Source organism: Kitasatospora phosalacinea, assembly GCF_000717185.1.
GTDB classification, from domain to species: domain Bacteria; phylum Actinomycetota; class Actinomycetes; order Streptomycetales; family Streptomycetaceae; genus Kitasatospora; species Kitasatospora phosalacinea_A.
Genome location: NZ_JNYE01000011.1, coordinates 1 through 24923, shown reverse-complemented (window position 1 = coordinate 24923; position 24923 = coordinate 1). Strand labels below are relative to the sequence as shown.

Annotated in this window: 22 protein-coding genes; 11 read left to right on the top strand and 11 right to left on the bottom strand. The window is 73.7% G+C overall.

Annotation, left to right across the window (positions count from 1 at the left end):
• The first annotated feature begins 179 nt into the window (after window positions 1–179).
• Window positions 180–1043 carry an HAD family hydrolase gene (locus OO57_RS06585; RefSeq protein WP_376058606.1) on the top strand — a complete coding sequence of 288 codons (864 nt, stop codon included), beginning with the start codon at window positions 180–182 and terminating at the stop codon, window positions 1041–1043.
• Window positions 1044–1430: 387 nt separating this feature from the next.
• On the opposite strand, the gene OO57_RS06580 is transcribed toward OO57_RS06585, so the two are convergent.
• On the bottom strand, window positions 1431–2321 hold the full coding sequence (locus OO57_RS06580) for a hypothetical protein (protein ID WP_033251345.1): 891 nt from the start codon (window positions 2319–2321) through the stop codon (window positions 1431–1433).
• A gap of 201 nt (window positions 2322–2522) precedes the next feature.
• On the opposite strand from OO57_RS06580, the gene OO57_RS06575 reads away from it, so the two are divergent.
• The 3 genes from OO57_RS06575 to OO57_RS38350 all read left to right on the top strand — a co-directional run bounded on the left by OO57_RS06575 (window position 2523) and on the right by OO57_RS38350 (window position 6247).
• Window positions 2523–3509, top strand: a complete 987-nt coding sequence (locus OO57_RS06575; protein WP_033251344.1) for an ATP-binding protein — start codon at window positions 2523–2525, stop codon at window positions 3507–3509.
• A gap of 189 nt (window positions 3510–3698) precedes the next feature.
• Window positions 3699–3830 carry a hypothetical protein gene (locus tag OO57_RS46685; protein ID WP_267884952.1) on the top strand — a complete coding sequence of 44 codons (132 nt, stop codon included), beginning with the start codon at window positions 3699–3701 and terminating at the stop codon, window positions 3828–3830.
• Window positions 3831–3910: 80 nt separating this feature from the next.
• Window positions 3911–6247, top strand: a complete 2337-nt coding sequence (locus OO57_RS38350) for a SulP family inorganic anion transporter (protein WP_051776734.1) — start codon at window positions 3911–3913, stop codon at window positions 6245–6247.
• Window positions 6248–6263: 16 nt separating this feature from the next.
• On the opposite strand, the gene OO57_RS06565 is transcribed toward OO57_RS38350, so the two are convergent.
• Window positions 6264–6770, bottom strand: a complete 507-nt coding sequence (locus OO57_RS06565; RefSeq protein WP_033251343.1) for a hypothetical protein — start codon at window positions 6768–6770, stop codon at window positions 6264–6266.
• A 311-nt stretch (window positions 6771–7081) separates the two neighbouring features.
• Between OO57_RS06565 and acs the strand changes: the two genes are divergently transcribed.
• A complete protein-coding gene (gene acs, locus OO57_RS06560) occupies window positions 7082–9037 on the top strand; it encodes an acetate--CoA ligase (protein WP_033251342.1) in 1956 nt (651 codons plus the stop codon).
• An 80-nt stretch (window positions 9038–9117) separates the two neighbouring features.
• Here acs and OO57_RS06555 read toward each other — a convergent pair whose 3' ends face one another.
• On the bottom strand, window positions 9118–10200 hold the full coding sequence (locus OO57_RS06555; RefSeq protein WP_158715035.1) for a serine hydrolase domain-containing protein: 1083 nt from the start codon (window positions 10198–10200) through the stop codon (window positions 9118–9120).
• Window positions 10201–10645: 445 nt separating this feature from the next.
• Here OO57_RS06555 and nhaA point away from each other — a divergent pair, with 445 nt between their 5' ends.
• From nhaA to OO57_RS06540, 3 genes are all read left to right on the top strand, one after another.
• Window positions 10646–11899, top strand: a complete 1254-nt coding sequence (nhaA, locus tag OO57_RS06550) for a Na+/H+ antiporter NhaA (protein WP_051776771.1) — start codon at window positions 10646–10648, stop codon at window positions 11897–11899.
• A gap of 127 nt (window positions 11900–12026) precedes the next feature.
• Window positions 12027–12497 (top strand): phage holin family protein, encoded by a 471-nt coding sequence (locus OO57_RS06545; RefSeq protein ID WP_033251341.1) that lies wholly within the window; start codon window positions 12027–12029, stop codon window positions 12495–12497.
• Between the two features lie 97 nt (window positions 12498–12594).
• A complete protein-coding gene (locus OO57_RS06540) occupies window positions 12595–13563 on the top strand; it encodes an alpha/beta fold hydrolase (protein WP_418909873.1) in 969 nt (322 codons plus the stop codon).
• 417 nt (window positions 13564–13980) lie between these two features.
• Here OO57_RS06540 and OO57_RS06535 read toward each other — a convergent pair whose 3' ends face one another.
• Together OO57_RS06535 and OO57_RS06530 are read right to left on the bottom strand one after the other, a co-directional pair.
• On the bottom strand, window positions 13981–14682 hold the full coding sequence (locus OO57_RS06535; RefSeq protein WP_033251339.1) for a metal-dependent hydrolase: 702 nt from the start codon (window positions 14680–14682) through the stop codon (window positions 13981–13983).
• A gap of 124 nt (window positions 14683–14806) precedes the next feature.
• Complete coding sequence (locus OO57_RS06530; protein WP_033251338.1) at window positions 14807–15991, bottom strand: MarP family serine protease; 1185 nt, start codon at window positions 15989–15991, stop codon at window positions 14807–14809.
• A 293-nt stretch (window positions 15992–16284) separates the two neighbouring features.
• Between OO57_RS06530 and OO57_RS06525 the strand changes: the two genes are divergently transcribed.
• On the top strand, window positions 16285–17076 hold the full coding sequence (locus tag OO57_RS06525) for a DUF4389 domain-containing protein (RefSeq protein WP_033251337.1): 792 nt from the start codon (window positions 16285–16287) through the stop codon (window positions 17074–17076).
• Window positions 17077–17104: 28 nt separating this feature from the next.
• Here the strand turns inward: OO57_RS06525 and OO57_RS06520 are convergent, their stop codons facing one another.
• The 6 genes from OO57_RS06520 to OO57_RS06495 all read right to left on the bottom strand — a co-directional run bounded on the left by OO57_RS06520 (window position 17105) and on the right by OO57_RS06495 (window position 23407).
• Window positions 17105–17806 (bottom strand): NUDIX hydrolase, encoded by a 702-nt coding sequence (locus tag OO57_RS06520; RefSeq protein WP_033251336.1) that lies wholly within the window; start codon window positions 17804–17806, stop codon window positions 17105–17107.
• The gene (nth, locus tag OO57_RS06515; protein ID WP_051776732.1) at window positions 17803–18720 is read right to left on the bottom strand and encodes an endonuclease III; all 918 of its coding nucleotides are present in this window, start codon (window positions 18718–18720) and stop codon (window positions 17803–17805) included. The genes OO57_RS06520 and nth overlap by 4 nt, the downstream gene beginning before the upstream one ends.
• Before the next feature lie 83 nt (window positions 18721–18803).
• Window positions 18804–19187, bottom strand: coding sequence for a hypothetical protein (locus OO57_RS06510; protein WP_033251335.1), 384 nt, complete (start codon window positions 19185–19187; stop codon window positions 18804–18806).
• Between the two features lie 14 nt (window positions 19188–19201).
• On the bottom strand, window positions 19202–20662 hold the full coding sequence (locus OO57_RS06505) for a hypothetical protein (RefSeq protein ID WP_158715034.1): 1461 nt from the start codon (window positions 20660–20662) through the stop codon (window positions 19202–19204).
• A gap of 248 nt (window positions 20663–20910) precedes the next feature.
• Window positions 20911–22311, bottom strand: a complete 1401-nt coding sequence (locus OO57_RS06500; RefSeq protein ID WP_033251334.1) for an MFS transporter — start codon at window positions 22309–22311, stop codon at window positions 20911–20913.
• Between the two features lie 82 nt (window positions 22312–22393).
• On the bottom strand, window positions 22394–23407 hold the full coding sequence (locus tag OO57_RS06495) for a hypothetical protein (RefSeq protein ID WP_033251333.1): 1014 nt from the start codon (window positions 23405–23407) through the stop codon (window positions 22394–22396).
• Between the two features lie 311 nt (window positions 23408–23718).
• Between OO57_RS06495 and OO57_RS06490 the strand changes: the two genes are divergently transcribed.
• Together OO57_RS06490 and OO57_RS06485 are read left to right on the top strand one after the other, a co-directional pair.
• A complete protein-coding gene (locus OO57_RS06490) occupies window positions 23719–23991 on the top strand; it encodes a heavy-metal-associated domain-containing protein (protein ID WP_033251332.1) in 273 nt (90 codons plus the stop codon).
• Window positions 23992–24050: 59 nt separating this feature from the next.
• Window positions 24051–24923 (top strand): cation transporter (locus OO57_RS06485; protein WP_033251331.1); only part of this gene is annotated, 873 nt, incomplete at its 3' end.

Here is a 24923-nt window from a genome sequence, read left to right as displayed (position 1 = left end):
AGCGGGGGTCGTCTATCCACGGCCCGGCTCGGGGGGGAGGAGCCGGACCGGGTTAGCACGGTCGCGCGAACGATCCGTGACTTCCATGGTGTACCCGACCGGCCAGAAACACAAACCCGCACGCTCGCAGGTCCACCGAATGGCCCTCCCTTTTGGTCGCCCCTCTATCCTCGGTTCCCGTGGACACCACCGAGAACGCCGACGAGAACGCCGACTTCGCCGACCGGGGCGGCTACGGCGTGCCCCGCACCGCCGCCTTCTTCGACCTCGACAAGACGATCATCGCCAAGTCGAGCGCGCTCGCGTTCAGCCGGCCGTTCTACCAGGGCGGCCTGATCAACCGCCGCTCGGTGGTGAAGAGCGCGTACGCCCAGTTCGTCTTCCTGGTCGGCGGCGCGGACCACGACCAGATGGAGAAGATGCGGGCCTACCTGTCCGCACTGACCCGCGGGTGGAACGTCCAGCAGGTCCGGGAGATCGTCGCGGAGACCCTGCACGGCATGATCGACCCGATCATCTACGACGAGGCGGCCTCGCTGATCGAGCAGCACCACGCGGCCGGCCGCGACGTGGTGATCGTCAGCAGCTCGGGCTCCGAGGTGGTCGAGCCGATCGGCCAACTGCTGGGCGCGGACCACGTGATCGCCACCCGGCTGCACGTCGAGGAGGGCCGCTACACCGGCGAGATCGAGTACTACGCGTACGCCGAGAACAAGGCCGCGGCGATCCGCGAGCTGGCCGAACGGGAGGGCTACGACCTCGCCAACTGCTACGCGTACAGCGACTCGTCGACCGACCTGCCGATGCTGGAGGCGGTCGGCCACCCGGCGGCGGTGAACCCGGACCGGGCGCTGCGCAAGGAGGCGACGGCCCGCGAGTGGCCGGTGCTGGTGTTCAGTCGGCCGGTCGAACTGACCCGCAGGCTGCCGGAGTTCCACGCGCCGAGCCGTTCGGTGGTGGCCGCGGTGGCGGTCGGCGCGGCGGTGCTGACGGCCGGGGTGCTCTGGTACAGCGCGCGGCGGCGGCGCCCGGCGGCGGCCTGAGCGGCACGCCCCGGAGGCCCGGCGGGTTCGCCAAATCGGACAAACCTTGACCCAAACCGCCAAAGGCGCCGTTTTCGGGTTCCTCTTTCGGGCGATCTGAGGTAGAAATGGGTTACGGCCCGCGAGACCCGGTAAGGACCCCAAGAGGTCGAACCGACAACGCAGTTAAGGCCCCACGGACCGACGTACGGACAATCGGGCACCCACATGCAGCCGACCCGCTGACGGGCCGCCGCACCAGGTGAACGGGCACAGGACCCCGCCTGATGGGCACTGAACGGTGCATGCTCTGGTAACCCGGTCTCCGTACCAGCGGCGACGCCCGGAAGTCTCGGGCGCCGCCGCAACTGCGTTCCGGCACCGGCACCGGTCGGGGGCCAGACGGCCTCAGACCATGCCGCGCTGCATCGCCTCGCACACCGCGGTGCTCTCGCGCACGCCCAGGCCGAGCCCGGCGGCACAGTGCACCACCCAGCGGGAGACGCCCTCGGGAGTGCCCTCCAGGTAGCCGAGCAGGGCCCGGCGGTAGGCGGCGGTGCCGAGCTCGGCGAGGCCGACCTCGGCGGGGCAGATCGCCTTCGGGTCGAGCCCCTCTGCGGTCAGCACGATCCGCTGGGCGGCCCGGGCGACCAGGCCGTTGTAGCTGCCGAACGGGCGCAGCGCGAGCAGTTCGCCGTGCACCACGGCGGCGACCACCAGGGCGGGCGCGCCGCCGGTGAGGCGTTCGGCGCGGGCGGCGAGCAGCCCGGCGAGCTGGTCGAGGCGGGCGGCCGCCTCGGCGGGCGGGGGCGGCGGCGGGAGTTCGCCGACCGGGCCGTCGGGGGCCCCGGTGGCCACGGTCTCGGTGGCCGCAACCTCCAGCGGGAACAGCGGTGCGGCCTGCTCGCCGTCCCGGCGGGGGCGTCCGGCCGCGGGGTCGCCGTCGCCGGCGGCGAGCAGGTGGAGCCGGGCCAGCACCTGGAGCGGGGAGGTGCGCCAGACGCTGAGCAGCTGGCCCGCCTCGGCGGAGAGGCGCAGCGCGGCGCCGACCGTGCGGGCCTCGGGGTCGGCGCCGAAGTCGGTGCGGCGGCGGACCTCCTCGAGCGGCCAGTCGGCGCCTTCCAGGGCGGCCGAGGCGCGGGCGCCGCGCAGGGCCGATTCGGAGGTCACCTCGCCCGCCCGGCGCCGCATCACGCGGTGCCCGTAGAGGCGGTCGACGTTCTTGCGCACCTCGGCGACGGCCTCGGGGACGCCGTCGAGCTGGGCCAGCGGGGCGAGCGGGTCAGTTCCTGTGGTCACCTACCCGAGGGTAATGAGTCCGCGGGGCAGCCGGGAGGCAACCCCCGGGTCACCCTTTCGTGGCAATCCGCCCTTCCCTCATGTGCGGCACCGCAAACCACCGCTAGCATGACCACTAATCGGTGACGATAACGGTTTCCAACAAGCATCGGGTCGGCGAGGGCCGACGAGTGCCAGAGCCAGAGAGCCGGAGACTCAGAGATGAAGATCGCCTTCGTCGGCAAGGGCGGCAGCGGCAAGACCACGCTGTCCGCACTGTTCATCCGCCACCTGGCCGCCACCGGTCACCCGGTGGTCGCCGTCGACGCCGACATCAACCAACACCTCGGTCCGGCCCTCGGCCTGACGGACGCCCGGGCCGCCGCGCTCCCCTCGCTCGGCGCGCACCTGCCGGAGATCAAGGAGTACCTGCGCGGCGAGAACCCGCTGATCCGCTCCGCCGAGGAGATGATCAAGACCACCCCGCCCGGCCCCGGCTCCCGGCTGCTGCGGATCGTCGAGGAGAACCCGGTGTACGCGGCCTGCGCTCGCCCGATCGCCCTGGACGAGGGCTCGGTCCGGCTGATGGTGACCGGCGCGTTCACCGAGGAGGACCTCGGGGTGGCCTGCTACCACTCCAAGGTCGGCGCGGTGGAACTGCTGCTGAACCACCTGCTGGACGGCCCGGACGAGTACCTGGTCACCGACATGACGGCCGGTTCCGACTCCTTCGCCTCCGGCCTGTTCACCCGCTTCGACCTGACCTTCCTGGTCGCCGAGCCGACCCGCAAGGGCGTCTCGGTGTACCGCCAGTACAAGGAGTACGCCCAGGACTTCGACGTCCACCTGCGGGTGGTCGGCAACAAGGTGCAGGGCCCGGACGACCTGGAGTTCCTGCGCCGCGAGGTCGGCGAGGACCTGTACGCCTGCTTCGGGCAGTCCGGCTGGGTGCGCCGGCTGGAGCGCGGGGACGAGCCGCCGCTGCGCGAGCTGGAGCCCGCGAACCGGGAGGTGCTGGCCCGGCTGCAGACGGCCGCCGACACCGCCCACGAGCTGCGCGACCCGCGCCGGTACAGCGCCCAGGCGGTCCGCTTCCACCTGCGCAACGCGGAGAGCTGGGGCAACGCCAAGGTCGGCACCGACCTGGCCGACCAGGTCGACCCGGACTACGTGCTGGGCGCCGGGCAGCCCCGGACCGCCGGGGTCTGAGCCCGCCGCCCGACCCGCCGACCCCGAGGGGCCGGTCCGCCCGCCACGGCCGGACCGGCCCCTCAGGCGTCCCCACCAGGAAATTCCCGCCCGATCGGGGTGCCACACGATGTGGTGAACACCCCTTTTTGCGCTGGCACTCGTCGCACACGCTGTGCAAAGGTTCCATTACTCTCGGTTTACCAACTCTTGAACCACGGGTCGCCGCAGGCCGTCGCCGCCGCGCCCACCCGGCGCGGCCGCCAGCACGGCCGCCCCGCCACACACCCGCTGCACCCGCTGCACCCGCTGCACCCGCTGCACCCGCCACACCCGCTGTGACCCACGACAGCCGATCCGACCAGGCGCACCCGCCGGACCTGACTGCGTTCGTTCCCCCGGAAGAAGACGGGAAGACACCCATGACCCTCGACGTCTCCAGCGCACCCATCGCCTCCGACACCACCGACCACGCCCCGCCGCCGGCCGGCCCGGCCCCGGGCCGGGCCCGCGCCCTGCTGGCGCACGACCTGCCCGCCTCCCTGGCGGTGTTCCTCATCGCGGTGCCGTTCTCGCTCGGCATCGCCCTCGCCACCGGCGCCCCGCTGACGGCCGGTCTGGTCGCCGCCGCGGTCGGCGGCCTGGTGGCCGGCCTCCTCGGCGGCACCCACCTGCAGGTCAGCGGCCCGTCCGCGGCGCTGACGGTGGTCACCGCCGGGGTGATCGCCCAGTACGGCTGGCCGACCGCCTGCCTGGTCACCGTCGCCGCCGGCCTGCTGCAGCTGCTGCTCGGCTCGCTGCGGGTGGCCCGCGCCGCGCTCGCCGTCTCGCCCGCCGTGGTGCACGGCATGCTGGCAGGCGTCGGCCTGACCATCGCGATCGCCCAACTGCACGTCATCCTCGGCGGCACGCCGCACAGTTCGGCCCTGGCCGACCTGCTCTCGCTGCCCGGCGAGCTGGCCGGGCCGCACCTGCCCGCGCTGGTGGTCGGCCTGCTGGCGCTGGCGGTCCTGTACGGCTGGCCCCGGCTCGGCCTGCTGCCCGGCGCGGCCGGCCGGGTCGGCGCCCGGCTGGGCCGGCTGCCCGCCGCGCTGGTCGCGGTGGCCGCCGCCACCACGCTGTCGCTGATCGCCGGGCTGCGGCTGGCCCGGGTCGAGCTCCCGGTCTGGGAGCACCACCAGTTCTTCTCGATGCCCTCGGCCGACCTGCTCTCCGGCCACTGGGCGGCGCTGCTCGGCCTGGTGCTGACGGTCACCGTGGTGGCGGGCGTGGAGTCCCTGCTGTCCTCCGTCGCGGTCGACCGGATGACCCGCCGCAGCAGCGACCTGGACCGCGAGCTGCGCGCCCAGGGCGCGTCCAACCTGGCTTCGGGGCTGCTCGGCGGCCTCCCGGTGGCCGGTGGCGCCGTCCGCTCCACCGCCAACGTGCAGGCCGGTGCGGCCACCCGGGCGTCCGCGGTGCTGCACGGCTGCTGGGTGCTGGTCGCCGCGCTGGTGCTGACCGCCGGGCTGCGGCGGATCCCGCTGGCCGCGCTGGCCGCGCTGGTGCTGGTGGTCGGCGTGCAGATGGTCAGCTTCGCGCACATCCGCCAGGTGCACCGGCACCGCGAGTTCCCGGTGTACCTGGCCACCGTGCTCGGGGTGGTGCTGCTCGGCGTCCCGCTCGGGGTGCTGCTCGGCGGTTCGGTCGCCGTGCTGCTCGCCCTCTACCGGCTGACCCGCGCCCACGTCGACGTGCTGGCCGAGGAGGACGGCTCGTACACCGTCCGCACCCACGGCCCGCTGACGTTCGCGGCCGTCCCCAAGCTGAGCCGGGCGCTGGGCGGGATCCCGGCCGGGGCGCGGGTGACGGTCCACCACGACGGCTCGTTCCTGGACCACGCCGCGTACGAGGCGCTGCACGCCTGGCGCACCGGGCAGCAGGCCGCCGGTGCCCAGGTCACGATGCTGACCGAGCGCCGCCCGCAGGACGTGCTGGATCCGGACGGCACCGTCCGGGCGGGCAGCTCCCCCGGCCCGCACCGCTGCCGCGCCTGGACGCCCTGGGTCGGCCACCACTGCATCGAGCAGCGCGAGGACGACCCGCACGTCCGCCTGCTCGACGGCGTCCGCGGCTTCCAGCAGCACACCGCCCCGCTGGTCCGCCAGGAGCTCGCCCGCCTCGCCCGGGACGGCCAGACGCCCTCGCAGCTCTTCCTCGCCTGCGCGGACTCCCGGATGGTCACCAGCATGATCACCAGCTCCGGCCCGGGAGACCTCTTCACCGTCCGCAACGTCGGCAACCTGGTCCCCGCCCCGTACGAACCGGGCGCCGCGGACGACTCGGTGGCCGCCGCCGTGCAGTACGCGGTGGAGGTCCTGGAGGTCGCCTCGATCACGGTCTGCGGGCACTCCGGCTGCGGGGCGATGAAGGCCCTGCTGGACGGCGTCACCGAGGCGGCCGGTCCACCCACCGCGCTGGCCCGCTGGCTGCGCAACGGCCGCAGCTCGCTCGACCGGCTGCGGCGCGCCCCCGCCGAGTTCGAGGGCCGCCCCGCGGCGGACGTGGTGGAGCAGCTGTGCATCACCAACGTGGTGCAGCAGCTCGACCAGCTGATGGCCAACCCGGCGGTGGAGCGCCGGGTCGCGGACGGGTCGCTGCGGTTGGTCGGGATGTACTTCGACTTCGCGACCGCGCAGGCCTACGTGATGGACGCGCGGACCGGTCGCTTCGCTCCGGTGCACGCGCGCGTCGAGCCGGAGCAGGACCTCGCGGCCTGACCGGCCCCGGGTTCCGTCACAGCAGCAGCCGGGCCAGGTCGGCCGGGGTCACGTAGCCGGGCCAGCGGTGGTCGGCGAAGAGGTGGACCCCGGCGTCCTGGTAGCACTGGTCGACGAGCTGGGAGCAGATCATGTGCTTGGTGCTGGCGACGTAGTGCCGCAGCGGGGGCCCCATCGGGAGGTGGAGGCGGACGGCGGCGAGGGCGAGGTAGTCGGCGAAGCTGTAGGGGGTGCCGACGTAGGAGCGGGCGGCCGCGGCGATCGCGGAGCGCTGCCCGTCGGTGAGCGGGACCCGGCCGGTGGACCAGAGCGCGGGGCGGTCGTCGTAGGAGGAGAGCGGGCGGAGCACCGCGCCGCCGGGCTGGGCCTCGACGAGTTCGCCGTCGCCGACGTGCACGAAGGCGTGCTCGTAGTCGGCGAAGCCGTCGCCGTTGAGGAACTGGCCGATCCGGATCAGGCGGCCGGTGCGGCCGCCCATCCGGACGACCGCGAAGTCGCCGGGGAGGGGTGGGGTGGCGGTCATGGCGGTACCCCCGTTTCTGTTGCGCACAGTAGTGAGTCGCGCACTGTCAGTGGAGTACCGGCGGGCGGGAGCGTCAAGGCGTTGCGCGGGATTGACCGGCGCGGGGGGCGGGAAGGGGTCGGGAGGACCGGCGGGCGCGCCGGGGCGGCGCCCACCTGGGGCGGAGCCCTCGATCGATCAAAGGTCTACACCAATTTCCCGGCAGCTCTTGTCAACGGAGCTGTTGGCCTGGTGAGCTGTGCGCTGGGACACACGGGACAATCCCTCCGCACGGGGTTCCCCGGTATTTGAGACTCGATGAGGAGTGCGCGTTGAGCAACGAGAGCCTGGCCAATCTGCTCAAGGAGGAGCGGCGTTTCGCCCCGCCCGCGGAGCTCGCCGCCTCCGCCAACGTCACCGCCGACGCCTACGCGCAGGCCTCCGAGGACCGGCTGGCCTTCTGGGCCGAGCAGGCCCGCCGACTGAGCTGGGCGGTCGAGCCCACCGAGACCCTGGACTGGTCGAACCCGCCGTTCGCCAAGTGGTTCGCCGACGGCAAGCTGAACGTGGCGTACAACTGCGTGGACCGCCACGTCGAGGCCGGCCACGGCGACCGGGTCGCCATCCACTTCGAGGGCGAGCCCGGCGACAGCCGCGCCATCACCTACGCCGAGCTCAAGGACGAGGTCTCCAGGGCCGCCAACGCCCTGCAGCAGCTCGGCGTGGCCAAGGGCGACCGGGTCGCCGTCTACCTGCCGATGATCCCCGAGGCGGTCGTCGCGATGCTCGCCTGCGCCCGGATCGGCGCGGCGCACTCGGTGGTCTTCGGCGGCTTCTCCGCCGACGCCGTGGCCTCCCGGATCAAGGACGCCGACGCCAAGCTGGTCATCACCGCCGACGGCGGCTACCGCCGCGGCAAGCCCTCCGCGCTCAAGCCCGCCATCGACGAGGCGCTGACCAAGGTCGACGGCGTGCAGAACGTCCTGGTCGTGCGCCGCACCGGCGAGGAGGTGGCCTGGACCGAGGGCCGCGACGTGTGGTGGCACGAGCTGGTCGACGCCCAGTCGGCCGAGCACGCCCCCGAGGCGCACGACGCCGAGCAGCCGCTGTTCATCCTGTACACCTCGGGCACCACCGGGAAGCCCAAGGGCATCCTGCACACCTCGGGCGGCTACCTCACCCAGGCCAGCTTCACCCACAACGCGGTCTTCGACCTCAAGCCGGAGACCGACGTCTACTGGTGCACCGCCGACATCGGCTGGGTCACCGGCCACTCGTACATCGTCTACGGCCCGCTCTCCAACGGCGCCACCCAGGTGATCTACGAGGGCACCCCGGACACCCCGCACCAGGGCCGGATGTTCGAGATCGTGCAGAAGTACGGCGTGACCATCCTCTACACCGCGCCCACCCTGATCCGCACCTGGATGAAGTGGGGCGACGACATCCCCGCGCAGTTCGACCTGACCAGCCTGCGGGTGCTGGGCTCGGTCGGCGAGCCGATCAACCCCGAGGCCTGGGTCTGGTACCGCGAGCACATCGGCGCCGGCAAGACCCCAATCGTCGACACCTGGTGGCAGACCGAGACCGGCGCGATCATGATCAGCCCGCTGCCGGGCGTCACCGAGACCAAGCCGGGCTCCGCCCAGCGCGCCCTGCCCGGCATCGCCGCCACCGTGGTGGACGACGAGGCCCGCGAGGTGCCCGACGGCTCTGGCGGCTACCTGGTGCTGACCGAGCCGTGGCCGTCCATGCTGCGCACCATCTGGGGCGACGACCAGCGCTACGTCGACACCTACTGGTCGCGCTTCGAGGGCCGCTACTTCGCCGGTGACGGCGCCAAGAAGGACGAGGACGGCGACATCTGGCTGCTCGGCCGCGTCGACGACGTGATGCTGGTCTCCGGCCACAACATCTCCACCACCGAGGTCGAGTCGGCGCTGGTCGGCCACCCGGCGGTCGCCGAGTCCGCGGTGGTCGGCGCGACCGACGCCACCACCGGCCAGGCGATCGTGGCCTTCGTGATCCTGCGCGGCACCGCCGCGGACAGCGCGGAGCTGATCGCGGACCTGCGCAACCACGTCGGCAAGACGCTCGGCCCGATCGCCAAGCCGAAGCAGATCAAGGTGGTCTCCGAGCTGCCGAAGACCCGCTCCGGCAAGATCATGCGCCGCCTGCTGCGCGACATCGCCGAGGGCCGCGAGGTGGGCGACACCACCACGCTGGCCGACTCCTCGGTGATGAACCTGATCCAGTCCCAGCTGCCGGCCGCCGGCACCGAGGGCTGATCCGCCGCACCACCCGGCCCGGGCCCCGTTCCGCACGAAGCGGAACGGGGCCCGGCCCGTCGGTGCCGTCGGCCGACCGGTCAGCCGGCCAGCGCCCGCAGCGCCTCGTGCGCGCTCTGGGCGAAGCGGCGCCGCCCGGTGGCGAGCGGCCCGGCCAGCACGACCAGGCCGGTCTGCGCGGCCCGGTCGAAGCCCACGAAGGCGGTGCAGCGGCCGGTCGAGCCGCTGTGGAAGACCACCTCGCGGTCCGCGGCGCCCTCGGCGGGGCGGTGGTGCCAGCTCAGGCCGATCCGCTGCCCGAACCCGCGCCGGGCGACCCGGGGCAGCGACACCTCGCGCAGCGCGGTCCGCAGGCTGGCCGCCGCGCCGGTCCGCTCGGGGATCGGCACCGCGTCCACCGCGAGGTGGGCCTGCAGGTAGCGCAGCATGTCGTCGGCGGTGGAGCGCAGCGCCGCCGCGCCGGGCAGCGCCGGGACCTTGAACGAGGGGATCCAGCGGCCGCGCCGGTAGCCGGTGGTCTCGTCCCGGCCGGTGCCGCAGGAGGTGTCGACCAGGCCGAGCGGCTCGCAGACCCGCCCGCCGAGCAGTTCCTGGTAGCGCTGCCCGGCGGCCCGCTCCAGCACCAGGCCGAGCAGTCCGGCGCCGAGGCTGGAGTACCGCACCCGGGTGCCCGGGGTGCCGCGCACGGGGGTGCGGGGCAGCGCCCGCAGCAGGTGCGCGGCGCTGAACGTGGCGTACGGGCTGGTGAACCAGCGGGGCACCGCGGCGGGGGCGAGGCCGACCGGCAGCCGGGGCAGCCCGGAGGTGTGGGTGGCCAGGTGCAGCAGGGTGATCGGGCGCTCGTGCGGGTAGCCGGGCAGCACCTCGGCGGGCAGGTAGCGGTCGATCGGGTCGTCGTAGCCGACCTCGCCGCGGGCGACCATGTCGGCGAGCAGCAGGGCGGTGAAGGTCTTGGTGACCGAGCCGAGCTCGAACCGGGTGTCGGCCCGCACCGGGCGCTCCCCGGCCCGGTCGGCGTAGCCGCGGCAGGCGACGGTGCGCTCGGTGCCGCGGATCGCCGCGACGGCGATGCCGCCCTCGGGCGCGGCGGCGGCGAACAGCGGGCGCAGCAGGTGTTCGAGGTCCGGGTCGCTTAACGGGGGCTGGGCGGTGTCGGCGCCCACGTCTCCTCTCCCCTGGGGACCCACGGCCTGCACCGGTATGGGTTCGGTCTCCTGACTGGGCATCGATTCCTCCTGGTCGGGGCGGGCGGCCGGGGCGGCGGCCCGCTTCTGCGGCCGACCCTAGGAACGCGGCGGGTCGTCCGCATCCGGCCGAACCCATCCGGGTCAGTGCGCCGGGGGCCCGCCCGTCGCACCCCCGAAAATCCTCATAAAGTGGGACGAACCGATTGACCGCTTGTCACGCGCCCTAGGATGTCAAGGAAGTACCAAGAACCTGAGGCGCGCCGGGAAGTCTGGTCGGCACTGCACCACCCGTGTGTCCGCATGCCGCCCGCCCAGGAGGTCCCCCGCCGTGACCAGCCCGTCCGACGACCGCCGCAGCTCCGACGACCGCGACAGCTCCAGCGACCGCGGCGGCTCCGACGACCGCCGCCAGTTCCTCGGCCTGCTGTCGCTGCCCGAACGCCGCTACCTGACCGACGCGCTGCGCACCGAGACGGTCGGCGGCGTGCTGCTGCTGGCGGCCGCGGCGGTCGCGCTGCTCTGGGCGAACCTGTGGCCGCACGCGTACGAGGCGGTGCTGGAGTACACGGTCGGGCCGAGCGGGCCGCTGCACCTGGACCTGCCGCTGGAGGCCTGGGCGCAGGACGGGCTGCTGACGGTCTTCTTCTTCGTGGCGGGCATCGAGCTGAAGCGCGAGTTCGTGGCCGGGGAGCTGCGCACGCCGAGCGCGGCGGCGCTGCCGGTGGTGGCGGCGGTGTGCGGGGTGCTGCTGCCCGCGGTGCTGTTCACGGTGATCAACGTGGCCGCGCCGAACGGGCACCCGGCGGGCTGGGCGATCCCGACCGCGACCGACATCGCCTTCGCGCTGGGCGTGCTGGCGGTGGTGGGCAGTCACCTGCCGTCCGCGCTGCGGGCGTTCCTGCTGACCCTGGCGGTGGTGGACGACCTGATCGCGATCCTGGTCATCGCGGTCTTCTACTCGTCCGGGATCGAGTTCTGGACGCTGGGGGCGGCGCTGGCGGGGCTGGTGCTGTTCTGGTTCCTGCACCGGCGCGGGGTGCACGGCTGGTGGCTGTACGTGCCGCTGGCGGTGGTGATCTGGGCGCTGATGCACGAGAGCGGGGTGCACGCGACGGTGGCGGGCGTGGCGATGGGACTGCTGCTGCGCTGCCACCGCGAGGAGGGCGAGGAGCAGTCCCCCGGCGAGCACATCGAGCACCTGGTGCGGCCGCTGTCGGCGGGCCTGGCGGTGCCGGTGTTCGCGCTGTTCGCGGCGGGCGTGCCGGTGTCGGCGGAGATCCTGGGCGAGGTGTTCACCCAGCCGGCGCCGCTGGGCATCGTGATCGGGCTGCTGGTCGGCAAGTCGGTGGGCATCTTCGGCGGCACCTGGCTGGCCGCCCGCTACACCCGGGCCACCCTGAACCCGCAGCTGACCTGGTCCGACCTGGTGGCGCTGGCCACCGTCGCGGGCATCGGCTTCACGGTGTCGCTGCTGATCAGCGACCTGGCGTTCCCGGACGACCACCACCTGGCCCAGCTGTGCAAGGAGGCCGTGCTGGTCGGCTCGCTGACCTGCGCGGTGGTCGGCTCGCTGCTGCTGAAGCGGCGTAACCGGCACTACCGGGAGCTGTACGACGAGGAGAACCTGGACGAGGACGGCGACGGCATCCCCGATGTGTACCAACGGCAGGGGTGACACGCCGTCGGCCGGGTACCCGGAGTGGTGCCCGACTCGCCGGTAGGGGCATGATGCTGAGCTGACACCCACTCGCGTGACGGCCGCTCAGGACGCCTCACCCAGCCCTTCGAACGGAGACCTCCCGATGGCCGCAGGAGCCGCACCCCCGAACGGCCGCACCCCGCACGAGGGTGAGCGGACCGTCGGCGAACTGTTCGCCGACGCCACCGCCGAGCTGTCCAGCCTGGTGCACGACGAGATCGCGCTGGCCAAGGCCGAGATCAAGGCCGACGTGGTGCGCGGCGGCGTCGGCACCGCCGCGGGCGTGGTGGCGGGCGTGGTGGCGCTGGCCTCGATCCCGATGTTCTCCTTCGCCTTCGCCTGGGGCCTGCAGGCGCTGGGCATCACCACCGGCTGGTCGTTCGCCATCGTCGGCGGCGCGTACGTGCTGATCGCCGGACTGCTGGCGTTCCTGATGATCCGCTACTTCAAGAAGATCAAGAAGCCGGAGCGCACCATCGCGGGCGCCCAGGCCACCGCCGAGGTGCTGAGGAGCGCCAAGCCGCGGCCGGCCACCAAGGAGGAGATCGACCGGGCGCTCGGCCGGATCCAGTGAGCCGCGGCCCGGTCCGGTGAGCGGCGGCCGGTAACGGTTGCGTGCGTGCACGAGTGCCGGGCGGGTGCGGGGAGGGCGGGTATGACAGGCTGCGGGTATGTCGTTGGACCAGAAGCCCGTGGATGAGACCACTCCCGTTCCCGTCCCGCCGGTGCCCGCGGAGCCGTGGAGCGTCCGCTCGGCCGGGCCGTGGACGCACCGGGACCTGGCGGCGAACGGGGCGCGCTTCCACATCGCCGAGCTCGGCGAGGGGCCGCTGGTGCTGCTGGTGCACGGCTGGCCCGAGTACTGGTGGGCGTGGCGGCACCAGCTGACGGCGCTGGCCGGGGCGGGCTTCCGGGCGGTCGCGCTGGACCTGCGGGGCATGGGCGGCTCGGACCGCACCCCGCGCGGCTACGACCCGGGCAACCTGGCACTGGACGTCACCGGCGTGATCCGCTCGCTCGGCGAGCGGCGGGCGCACCTGGTCGGGCACGCCACCGGCGGCACGCTGGCCTGGGTGGCCGCGGTGATGCGCCCCTCGGTGATCCGCAGCCTGACGGTGGTGTCGGCGGCGCACCCGCGGCACCTGCGCCGGGCGCTGCTGACCGACCGCAAGCAGATCGCCGCGTTCGAGCACGTGCTGGGCTTCCAGCGGCCGTGGATCCCGGAGCGCCGGCTGGTCGCGGACGACGGCGCGCTGGTGGGCGAGTACCTGCGGGACTGGACCGGGCCGAACATGCTGCCCGCCGAGGCGGTGGCGGCGTACCGGAAGGCGATCCAGGTGCCGAGCACCGCGCACTGCTCGATCGAGCCGTACCGCTGGCTGATGCGGTCGATGGCGCGGCCGGACGGCATCCAGTTCGCGCGCCGGATGAAGAAGCAGATCACCGCGCCGGTGCTGCACGTGCAGGGCGCCTCGGACCCGGTGCTGCTGTCGCGGACGGCGCTGGGGGCGGGCGAGTTCGTGTCGGCGCCGTACCGGTGGCGGCTGCTGCCGGGGGTCGGGCACTTCCCGCACGAGGAGGTCCCGGAGGAGTTCACCGCGGAGCTGATCGAGTGGGTCCGGCAGCACGGGGAGGACTGAGCGGCGGGCCGGGCGGCAGGCTCCAACCGGCCCCCGCTCCCCCAGAGTTGACGCCGTTCATATGACAAGCGCATAGGCCAGTCGGCGGCCCCGGGCACGGTTACTCCGGGCGGCCCAGGGGAATCCCTCCGGTATGACCTGGATGCCCGATCGAGAAGCCCAGCCGCGCCGACGCAGCCGTGGCAGCAGCAGCTCGCAGCAGCACGTCCCGCAGCCGGAGTGGCCCTACGAGCCGACCGGGCGGACGCCACGCAGCGCGGGGTACCGGCTCGGAATTCCGAAGATCATCGGACGGCGCGCCCGCTGGGTCGGCGCCCGACTCCGCCGGGAGGGGTGAGACCCGCACTCGGCACGCGCAACGGCCGGGGCCCGTACGGAGGAGTCCTCCGCACGGGCCCCGGCCCCGTCAGCGGACGCTCAGCTCAGCACGGTCGGCGAGATCGCGGTGGACCACAGCAGCAGCGCGAACGTCGCCAGCGTCATCACCGGCACCAGGATCTTGGTCTCCACCTTGTTGCCGGTGCGCTTGATCAGCACGACCTCGTAGCGCTCCTTGTGGGGCCACAGCAGCGGCGAGCCCTGCTTGGTCAGGCAGTCGCCCAGCAGGTGCGCCAGCGTGCCCAGGGCCACCGCGTACGGCAGCCAGCCCGGGGCGCTCGGCAGCCAGTTGAGCATGCCGAAGGTGCCGAGCGCGGCCAGGCCCATCACGGTGATCCAGCCCTGCGGGCCGTCCCCCGGCGGGTGGAGGTGCAGCGCCTTGATCGCCATCGCGAGCAGGAAGAACGTCAGGCCGATGGTGAAGTTCCGGCCCAGGTAGGTGATCCCGGCCCAGCTGCCGCCGCCCATCAGCGCCACGAACAGCAGCGAGTGGGTGGCGTGCCGGTGGCCGCCGGAGACCCAGGCGACGAACTGGCACAGCACCTTGGAGATCGGGCCGAGGAAGTTGGCGATGGTGCCGTCGTGGTGGTCCAGGTCCGGCAGCAGGGCCGCGCCCGCGCACAGCACGGTGCCCATCAGCACGTCCGCCGGCTGCAGGTGCATGCCCATCAGCGGCGGGACGAACGGCGCGGTGGCCGCGAACAGCAGGGCGCCGCTGACCGCGTGCGAGTGACCCATCATGACGTGTGTCCGACCTCCCGGAGGGCTCCTGCCACGGCGGCCCGGTGCGGCCGTTCGGGTGAGCCCGGCCGACGCTACCAGGAGCGGCGGACGGCCCGTCAGAGTGGTTTCGGCGTCCGTGCGGTCACAGGGCGCAGCCCTCGGTGCTGACCTTCCCGCTCGCGGCGGCGCCCTGCACCACGTCCTCCCGCACCTCGGCGGCGGTCAGCACGTAGCCGGTGTCGGAGCTGTCCAGCGACTTGGCGAACACCACCCCGTACACCTGCCCGTCCGGGGTCAGCAGCGGGCCGCCGCTGTTGCCCTGGCGGACCAGCGAGCGCACCGAGTAGACGTCCCGGACGACCTGGCCGCGGTGGTAGATGTCCGGGCCGTTGGCCTGGATCCGGCCGCGGATGCGGGCGGGCTGGACGTTGAACGCGCCGTTCTCCGGGAAGCCCGCGACGATCGCCGAGTCGTTGGAGCGGGCCTCGCCCGCGAAGGCCAGCGGCGGGGCGTTCAGCTTCGGCACGTCCAGCACCGCGATGTCGCGCTGCCAGTCGTAGCGGACCACCGTCGCGTCGTACAGCTGCCCCGCCCCGGCGACCTGCACGGTCGGCTCGTCGACGCCGCCGACCACGTGGGCGTTGGTCATCACCCGGTGCGGGGCGAACACGAAGCCGGAGCCCTCCAGCGTCTTGCCGCAGGAGGCCGCGGTGCCCAGCACCTTCACCAGCGAGCCCTTCGCCCGCAGCACGCCCGGGCTGTTGGCCAGCGCCGGGTCGGGCGGCTCCACCTCGGTGATCGGCTCCTGCTCGAACGGGTTGAACACCTGCGGGAAGCCGTTGCGGGCCAGGTCCTGGCTGAGGTCGGAGAACCAGTTCGGCGCGTCGTCCGGCAGCGCCTCCTGCACCGTGCCGAGCACCTTCGAACTGCGGACCTGCTTGGAGACGGTCGGCAGCGAGGTGCCCGCCAGCGCCGACCCGATCAGCCAGGCCACCAGCAGCATCGACAGCACGTTCACCAGCGAGCCGCCGACCGCGTCCAGGGTCTTCACCTTGTTCCGGCCGATCCGCCCCCGCAGCTTCCACCCGAAGTGCGTGGTGACCGCCTGCCCGACCGCCGCCAGCACGATCACCACCACCACGGCCACCACCGAGGCGGTGGTCCCCGGCGAGAGGTGGTGCAGCAGCAGCGGCAGCAGCTGGACGGCGATCAGGCCGCCGCCCAGGAAGCCCAGCACCGAGAGCGCGCCGACCACGAACCCCTGCCGATAGCCGGACACGGCGAAGCCGAGCGCGGCGGCGATCAGCAGCAGATCCAGGACATTCACCCGAACACCCTCCCACGTCCCGCCGGGCGGGGGACACCGGTCCCCGGCCGTCGCCCGATCGGGTCAATCCGGCGGGCAGCGGTCCCGGAACGGTTGGGACGGTCTGACCATCCGGTCTCGTGAACGGCCGACCGGACGAGGACCGGACGAGGACCGGACGAGGACCGGACGAGGACCGGGGAACGCGCCCGGGGAGGCCGGAACCGACCGGGGACGACCGGAACCGACCGGGACCGACCGGAAACAACCGAGAGCGACCGTCCGGGAACGGACGGGAAACAGGGAGCCGAACCATGGAGCAGCCCAGGTGGGACGTGCCGGTGGTGGACCGCACCGAGTTCCAGCCGGCCCTGGACATCCCCCCGCCCGGCCCGCAGAACCGGCTCACCGTGCTGCTGCGCCTGCTGCTGCTGGTCCCGCAGTACGTGGTGCTGTGGCTGCTGTCGGTCGTCGCCTTCGTGGTCGTGGTGATCGGCTGGTTCGGCGCGCTGTTCGGCGGCCGCCTGCCGCGCTTCGCCGCCGACTGGCTCAGCGGCTACCTGGCGTACGACACCCGGGTCTACGCCTCCTCGCTGCTGGTCACCGACCGCTACCCGCCGTTCCGGTTCGCGGCCCCCGACCACCCCGTCCGGATCGAGCTGCGGCCCGGCGGGCCGCTGAACCGGCTCGCGGTGTTCTTCCGGCTGCTGCTGGCGGTCCCCGCCGCGATCGTCCAGGGGCTGCTGCAGACCGGCTGGTGGGCGCTGTCGTTCGTCAGCTGGCTGGTGGTGCTGGTGCTCGGCCGGATGCCGGAGGCCCTGTTCGGGGCCACCGCGGCGGTTCTGCGCTACCGGATGCGGTTCCAGGCGTACCTGATGATGCTGACCCCCGCCTACCCCAAGGCCGTGTTCGGCGACCCCGTCGACTCCGAGCCCGTCCGCTCCGCGACCCGGCCGCTGGTGCTGACCGGGGCCGCGAAGGCGCTGCTGGTGGTCTACCTGGTGCTCGGGGTGATCGGGTCGGCGGCGAGCTCGGTCACCACCGACTGGAACGCGTACGAGGACGGCGGGGACACCGTGTCGACCACGGCGCCACTGCCGCGCTGACCGGCGGGTCCCCAGGCCCCAGGACCCCTCAGGAGCCGTGGCGCCGGGACAGCGCCACGGCCTCCTCGGAGAGCTCCACGGTGCGGCGGGTGTCCCAGGGCCGCTCCAGGCCGCTGAAGTGCAGCACCCGGTCGATCACCCCCGCGGTGAACCCCCACACCAGGCGGCCCGCCACCTCGAACGCGGGCCCGGTGAACCCCGACGGGTGGCGCAGCTTCGCCCGGTTCGCCGGATCGGTCAGCTCCGCCAGCGGCACCCGGAACACCGCGCCGGTCTCCGCCGGGTCGACCACCGCGACCGGCGACTCCCGGCGCCACCACCCCAGCACCGGCGTCACCACGAACCCGCTGACCGGGATGTACAGCGCCGGGAGCCGGGCGAACAGCTGCACGCCCGACGCGTCCAGACCGGTCTCCTCCACCGCCTCGCGCAACGCCGCCGCGAGCGGGCCGCTGCCCGCCGGGTCACCGTCCTCCGGATCCAGCGCACCGCCGGGGAAGGACGGCTGGCCCGCGTGCGAGCGCAGGCTGCGGGCCCGCTCGATCAGCAGCAGGTCCGGCCCCGCCGGGCCCTCGCCGAACAGCACCAGCACCGCCGACGGACGACCGCCCTCCGCGGGCGGCAGGAACCGGCTCAGCTGCTCCGGCACCGCCCGCTCCGCCGCCTCCCGCACCGGCAGCAGCCACTCCGGCAGGCCGTCCCGGACCAGCGCGGGCGGCGTCGTCGTCATGAGGTCTCCTTCGCGGCCGCCTCGGCCTTCGCGGTCTTCGCGGGCGCCTCGGCCTTCGCGGCCTTCGCGGGCGGCAGGGCCTGCGGGTCGGTGTCCGGCAGCGGGTGCCCGGCGGCGAGCTCGGCGCGGGCCGCGGCCTCCCCCGGGAAGTCCGCCGGAGGGCGCAGGCGCTGGCCGGGCTGCCCCGCCAGCTCGTACTTCAGCAGCTTGCGGGCCTGCTCCGGGTCGGTCTCCCCCACCCCGTACGACGGGCACAGCGGCGCGATCGGGCACGCCCCGCAGGCGGGCTTGCGGGCGTGGCAGACCCGGCGGCCGTGGAAGACCACCCGGTGCGAGAGCATCGTCCACTCCGACTTCGGGAAGATCGCCATCACGTCGGCCTCGACCTTCTCCGGGTCCTCCTCGGCCGTCCAGCCGAAGCGGCGGGCCAGCCGCCCGAAGTGGGTGTCGACCGTGATGCCGGCCCCGCCGAACGCGTTGCCGATCACCACGTTGGCGGTCTTGCGGCCCACCCCCGGCAGCGTGACCAGGTCCTCCAGCCCGCGCGGCACCTCGCCGCCGAAGCGGTCGCGCAGCGCGATCGACAGGCCGATCAGCGACTTCGCCTTGGCCCGGAAGAACCCGGTGGGCCGGATGACCTGCTCCAGCTCCTCCGGGACGGCCGCCGCGAGGTCCTCCGGCGTCGGGTACTTCGCGAACAGCGCCGGGGTCGTCTGGTTCACCCGCAGGTCGGTGGTCTGCGCCGACAGCACGGTCGCCACCAGCAGTTGGAACGGCCCGTCGAAGTCCAACTCCGGGTGCGCGTACGGGTACAGCTCCGCCAGCTCACGGTTGATCCTCCGGGCCCGCCGCACCATCCCCAGGTGCGTCTCGGGCTTCTTCCGCCCGACCTTCGCGACCTTGCTCTCTGCCATGCACGAAGGCTACGCCGAAGCGGCCGGGCCACGGCCGGGAATCGGCCGCACCCGGCCGCCGCGGGCGGGCCCGGCCGACCGGTTCAGAGCAGCGCGGCGACCGCCTGCTGGGCGACACCCGCGATCGTGAACAGGCCCGGGACGCCGCCGCAGCGCCCGTAGAGCGAGCGCATGACCGCCCGCAAGGTGGTCCGGGACTCGGCCGCTCGGGGCAGGTGCTCCTCGACCACGGCCAGTTCGTCCAGGCACGCCTGCGGATCGGACAGCTCGTGCCGGTGCCGCACCAGGGCCTCCCGGAGCTCCTGCAGGCGTCGGCGGGCCTCGGCGAGGTCGGCCTCCGCCGGGCCGGTGGCCTGGTGCAACGTGCTGCCCCGGGCCGCCGGGGCGTTCTGGACGCTGCCGGTGAGGTCGCCCCCGACGATCACGCCGTAGTTGACGGGGGCGGAGGGGTGCCGGTCAGGGTTCACGGGTGCTCCTTCGGTCACTCGGAGCCCTCGGCTCCGGGCTGGTTGGTGACAGTGCCCGAGATGTCGCCCCCGGCGATCACCCCGAAGTTGTAGATCTGCGTGGCCTGCGCCCGGTAGGCGGTGAGGTCGATGTGGCGGTGGCCGAGGAACACCTCGACCGTCTCGAACACCCGGCGCTGCATCATCTGGACGTAGCGGCGGGCGTCCTCGTACATCTCCATGTCGTCGATGTGGCTGGTGGAGTACGCCTCGCGCAGGCTGACCGGGCCGCCGCCGTCGCGTTCGGGCTCGCGGGCCGCCGTCTCCGGGGCGAGCGGGCGGGTGACGGCGTCGACCAGGTCGAGCAGGGCGTTCAGCCAGGAGGTCCGCAGCCACCTCCAGGACCACGGCGGGGGCGGGTCGGTGGCGGCGTCGAGGTCCTGGTTGAGCGGGCCCGTGACGTGCGGCCGGGCGGTCACCCGCAGGAACCCGCTCTCGTAGGCGAAGTTGACGATCAGTGACACGGCCAGCTCGCCGTGCCAGGACAGGATGCGGGCCCACAGGTAGCGGCGGGCGACGAACTCCCCCGGCCCCGCGTCGGGTTTCCCGATCGCGAGACCCTCCAGTTCCAGCCAGTCCTGCTCGTCCAGGTCCTGCCAGCGCTTCGCCGACAGGGTGGCGACGCCCAGGACCTCGATGTCGGCCAGCGGGTGGTCCGCCGCGTGCGTCGGCGCCGGATCGAGCAGCCGGTCAGCGACGTAGTCGTGCAATTCGGGAACGGTGAACTGGCGGAATCCGGCGGGCGGCTCCGGCTCCTGCTCCGCCTCCGGGAGGGGGAAATTCTTCCGCATCCAGGAATCCGGACCGGAATTGCCTTCCCGCTCCGGCGCCTTTCCGTCCGGCCGCCGGGGCACCGGTTCGACGTCGATGCCGATGGAGCTCTCCGGCCAGACCGTCCAGCCCGCGCCGATGAAGTGGTCCCGGGCCCCGGCGGCACGCAGGCTCCGCTCGTGCGGGAGGGCGTACGGCGCCGGCCACACCTTCCGCAGGCGGCGCGCGGCAGCCGGTTCACGACTGCGGCCGGCACGGAACGCCTCGGGCCGCAGGGCGTACGTCGCGTACTGGGCGCGGGCCCGGTCGATCCAGAGCGCCAGCCAGGCCCCGCCCACCACCAGGCCGCCCGCCACCGGCCACGACGCGGCCCGCAGCGCGGCACAGACGACGCCCGGTGCAACCAGCAGCGCGAGGAAGGACCTGCGCCAGACCCGGAGCCGGACCGCCCGGAGGCAGTGCGCGACCACCAACGGCTGGTCGAACCCGAAGGACGGCACCGGCCGCTCGACCGCCACCCGGCGCAGCACCCAGTCCGCGTACCGCTCCCCCCGGAGGACTCCCGGCTCCTCCTTGCGCTTCTTCCCGGCCCTCAGCCAGCGCTCGATCCTGACCTGTAGGCCGTTCTTCCTGGAATAGGCATTGACCGCCAATCGCCGCGTCACCTCGGAAGGTTCGCCGCGGCCACGCCTGTCGCGCCATTCTGACAATTCTCCCCCACCCGTTTCCTGGAATTCCCCACCCGTTGGCGGACGACCGTACCAACCGGCCCGCGCGGCCACCTCCTCTTCGGACGAAGTGGCCCACGGTGGTGCGGAGTTGGCCGGAAACCGACGTCGTGCGGCGGCTCCGGAGGGAGCCGCCGCACGACCGGGGGCCGGGGCCACAGGGGGCCGGGCTCAGGAGGACCGGGTCAGGAAGGGCGGGGGCGGAGGGTGAGGAGGGAGGCGAGGGCGCCGAGGAGGGCGAGGGCGGCGGCGCCGAGGAAGGCGGCCGAGAAGCCCTGGGTGAGGGCGGCGGGGTCGGTGAGGTCGCGGGCGCCGTTGGCGGCGGCGACGGCGGTCATGGCGGCCAGGCCGAGGGCGGAGCCGACCTGGTAGGAGGTGTTGACGATGCCGGAGGCGAGGCCGCCCTCGGTGGGGTCGGGGACGGCGAGGGCGGTGCCCAGCGAGGGGATGAAGGCCAGCGCCATGCCGAGCGCGGCGAGCAGCGAGGCGGGCAGCACGTCGACCGCGAAGCTGCCGTCCGGGCGGGCCAGCGAGAGCCAGTACATGCCCGCCGCGAGCGCGGCGAGGCCCGTGACGACCAGCGGCTTGGGGCCGAAGCGGGCGATCAGCCGGGGCGCCAGGACGATCATCATCAGCATGATCGCGGCGGTCATCGGGAGCAGTGCCGCGCCCGAGGCGAACGCCTCCAGGCCGAGCACCTGCTGCAGGTAGAGGTTGAGGAAGAACCACATCGGGATCCAGGCCGCGGCCATCAGCAGCTGCGCCAGGTTGGCCCCGGCCAGGTTCGGGCTGCGCCAGATGCCGAGCCGCACCAGCGGTTCGCGGCGGCGGTGCTGGAGCAGCAGGAAGACGGCGATCAGCAGGAGCCCGGCGGCCAGCACCAGCCAGGTCTGCGCCGAGCCCCAGCCCGCCTGCGGGGCGCGGACGACCGCGAGGACGGTGACGGCGAGGCCGGTGGTGACGGTGGCCGCGCCGAGCCAGTCGATCGAGCCGCGCCGGCCCGCCGCGGCGGGCATCACGGACGGGGTCGCGGCGAGCACGGCCAGCGCCACCGGGACGTTGATCCAGAACACCCACTGCCAGCTGGCGTACTGGGTGATCAGCCCGCCGAGGAAGACGCCCGCGGTGCCGCCCGCCGGGGCGGCCGCCCCGTACAGCGCGATGGCCTTGGGGAGTTCGGTGGGGCGGGCGCCGAAGAGGGTCATCAGCAGGGTGAGCGCCGCCGGGGCGATCAGGGCCGAACCGGCGCCCTGGACGGCGCGGCCGACCAGTTCGACCCAGGCGGTGCCGGCCAGGCCCGCCAGCAGGGAGCCGACGGCGAGGACCGCCCAGCCGGTGGCGAAGACGCGCTTGGCGCCGAGCAGGTCGGAGAGGCGTCCGCCGAGCAGCAGCAGGCCGCCGAAGGCGATCACGTAGGCGTTGAACACCCAGGAGAGGTCCTCCTGCGAGAAGCCGAGCGCGGACTGCACCTCCGGCAGGGCCACGCCGATGATCGAGGTGTCCATGATGACCGTGAACTGGGCGAGGGCGATCAGGGTGAGCGCCGTCCAACGGCGCGGTGCGGGTGGTGCGCTGGGGTCGGACATGGCCGGGCTCCTCTGGTGATATACCGGGTGGGGGTATGTGGGGGACGGATGGGCGGGGCGGGAGGGGAAGGAGGGCGCGGGGTCAGTGCTGGTGGGGCTCGGTGGCGGGGGTTTCGGTGACGGGGATGCCGGTGGTGGGGGTTTCGGTGGCGGGGATGCCGGTGGCGGGGGTTTCGGCGGCGGTGAGGGTGAAGGCCGCGGTGCGGACGGTGCCCCGGTGCTGGAAGTCCAGGAAGAGGCGGTAGTCGCCGGGGGTGGGTGCGGTCGCGGTGAAGTCGACCTCGGGGCCGGGCGCGGTGGTGCCGTCGCCCGGTTCGCCGTCCGGGTGGACGTGCAGGTAGCCGAGGTCGCCGGCCCGGAGGACCACCAGGTGGCCGTACGCGGCGAGGTACGGGTCGAGGTCGGTGACCGGGCGGCCGTCGCGGCTCACGGTGAAGGCGAGGCGACCGGGGCGGCCCGGGGTGAGGTCGCCGGCGAGGGTGAGGGTGTACCCGTCGACGGTGACGGTGCGGCCGGTCTGCGGGAGGGCTGCGGGGCGGTAGTCGCCCGCGGCGTGCAGGTCGGCGCCGAGGGTGAGCGGGTCGGTCTCGGCGGCCGGGGTGAAGTCGGCGAAGACCCGGTAGTCCCCGGCCGCGGGGATGTTCGCCGGGGCGGTCCAGGTGCCGTCGGCGGTGCGGACGGGGTGCAGGTGCTGGAAGTCCGCCAGGTCGCGGCTGGCGACGATCAGGTGCAGCTCCTTCTCGTGCGCGGGCCGGTAGGCGGTGAGCGGGCTCCCGTCCGGGGCCAGCACCTGGAAGCTCAGCTCGGTCGGGCCGCCGGCCGGGACGACGGTGCGGTCCAGGCGGAGGGTGTAGCCGCGGTCGGCGACCTGTAGGCCGCCGACCTGGTGGTCGCCGTGGGCGGCGGGGGCCGTGGGGACGGCGGGGGCGGTGGGGTTCACGTGGGCTCCGTGGGCTCCGTGAGCTCCGTGGGCGGCGGGGTGCGGCTGGGCGGCGGGGGCCGGGGCGGGGCCGACCGCGTGGCCGACGCCGTACGCGGCGGTGAAGGCGGCGGCGAGGCCGGTGGCGAAGGCGGTGACCTTGAAGGCGGTGTTCATGGCGCGCTCCCGTGGGTGTGGCAAGGGGGTCGCTCCCGGGGGTCCGGGGTGTTCCGACGCAGCGAGTACATACCCCCTGGGGGTATGTGTCAATCGAGTCGAGGAGGCGGAGGCGGGGCAACCCCACCCGCAGGGGCCGCCATGTGCGCAGGTCAGAGCGGGTGCGGCAGGGGCTTGAAATTCGCCCGCGACGGACGGGGTGCGAGGGGCGGCGGAGTGAATGCTTGCGCTGCATACCCCCCAGGGGTATAACTGGAGACATCGAAGCCGATACCCCCACCCGGTATCGCAGGATCACTCCGGAGGTTCCCATGTCCTGCTGCTCCACCGACGGCACCTGCTCCACCACCACGACCGCGACCGCCCCGGCCGCCGTCACCACCGTGTACGCCGTCGCCGGGATGACCTGCGGCCACTGCGAGCAGGCCGTCGGCAAGGCGGTCGGCGCCCTGACGGGCGTGCAGGCCGTCCGGGTCGACGTGCAGGGCGGCCTGGTGAGCGTCGACTCGGCCGCCGAACCGGACGACGAGGCGGTGCGCGCCGCGATCGACGAGGCCGGCTACGAGCTGACCGGCCGGGCCTGAGCAAGCCCTCCACCCGTAGGAATCCGGCCCGCGGCCGGGAGAGACCACGAGGAGCCCTGATGACCACCCAGGCAGCACCCGCCTCCACCGAGGTGGAACTCCGCATCGGCGGCATGACCTGTGCGTCCTGCGCCGCGCGGATCGAGAAGAAGCTCAACCGGATGGACGGCGTCCGGGCCACCGTCAACTACGCCACCGAGAAGGCCAAGGTGGTCGTCGACGGGCCCGTGGAGGTCGCCGACCTGATCGCGACCGTCGAGGCCACCGGCTACACCGCCGCGCTCCCCGAGCCCCCGGCCGCGGCGGAGGCGGCGGCCGGGGCGGACGGCGCCGCGGCCACCGGCCCGGCCGACGAGCTGGCGCCGCTGCGGCAGCGCCTGGTCACCGCCGTCGCGCTGGCGGTGCCGGTGATCGCGATGGCGATGGTGCCCGCCCTGCAGTTCGACAACTGGCAGTGGCTGTCGCTGACCCTGGCCGCGCCGGTGGTGACGTACGCCGCCTGGCCGTTCCACCGGGCCGCCTGGACCAACGCCCGGCACGGCGCCGCCACCATGGACACCCTGGTCTCGGTCGGCACCGGCGCCGCGTTCCTGTGGTCGCTGTGGGCGCTGTTCTTCGGCGACGCGGGCATGACCGGGATGCGGCACGGCTTCGAGTTCACCATCGCCCGCTCCGACGGCGCGTCGAACATCTACCTGGAGGCGGCGGCCGGCGTCACCGCGTTCATCCTGGCCGGACGCTACTTCGAGGCCCGCTCGAAGCGGACCGCGGGCGCCGCGCTCAAGGCGCTGCTCGAACTGGGCGCCAAGGACGTGACGGTGCTGCGGGACGGGCGGGAGACCCGCGTTCCGGTGGGGCAGCTCGCGGTCGGTGACCGGTTCGTGGTGCGGCCCGGTGAGAAGGTCGCCACCGACGGCACCGTGGTCGAGGGC

Bases quoted from the DNA above. Each gene is read 5' to 3' on its own strand.
- OO57_RS06540 (WP_418909873.1), top strand. From the start codon at position 12,595: ATGTCGTTGGACCAGAAGCCCGTGGATGAGACCACTCCCGTTCCCGTC.
- OO57_RS06575 (WP_033251344.1), top strand. From the start codon at position 2,523: ATGAAGATCGCCTTCGTCGGCAAGGGCGGCAGCGGCAAGACCACGCTG.
- nth (WP_051776732.1), bottom strand. From the start codon at position 18,720: ATGGCAGAGAGCAAGGTCGCGAAGGTCGGGCGGAAGAAGCCCGAGACG.
- OO57_RS06500 (WP_033251334.1), bottom strand. From the start codon at position 22,311: ATGTCCGACCCCAGCGCACCACCCGCACCGCGCCGTTGGACGGCGCTC.
- OO57_RS06495 (WP_033251333.1), bottom strand. From the start codon at position 23,407: ATGAACACCGCCTTCAAGGTCACCGCCTTCGCCACCGGCCTCGCCGCC.
- OO57_RS06545 (WP_033251341.1), top strand. From the start codon at position 12,027: ATGGCCGCAGGAGCCGCACCCCCGAACGGCCGCACCCCGCACGAGGGT.
- OO57_RS38350 (WP_051776734.1), top strand. From the start codon at position 3,911: ATGACCCTCGACGTCTCCAGCGCACCCATCGCCTCCGACACCACCGAC.
- OO57_RS06535 (WP_033251339.1), bottom strand. From the start codon at position 14,682: ATGATGGGTCACTCGCACGCGGTCAGCGGCGCCCTGCTGTTCGCGGCC.
- OO57_RS06490 (WP_033251332.1), top strand. From the start codon at position 23,719: ATGTCCTGCTGCTCCACCGACGGCACCTGCTCCACCACCACGACCGCG.
- OO57_RS06565 (WP_033251343.1), bottom strand. From the start codon at position 6,770: ATGACCGCCACCCCACCCCTCCCCGGCGACTTCGCGGTCGTCCGGATG.
- OO57_RS06525 (WP_033251337.1), top strand. From the start codon at position 16,285: ATGGAGCAGCCCAGGTGGGACGTGCCGGTGGTGGACCGCACCGAGTTC.
- OO57_RS06520 (WP_033251336.1), bottom strand. From the start codon at position 17,806: ATGACGACGACGCCGCCCGCGCTGGTCCGGGACGGCCTGCCGGAGTGG.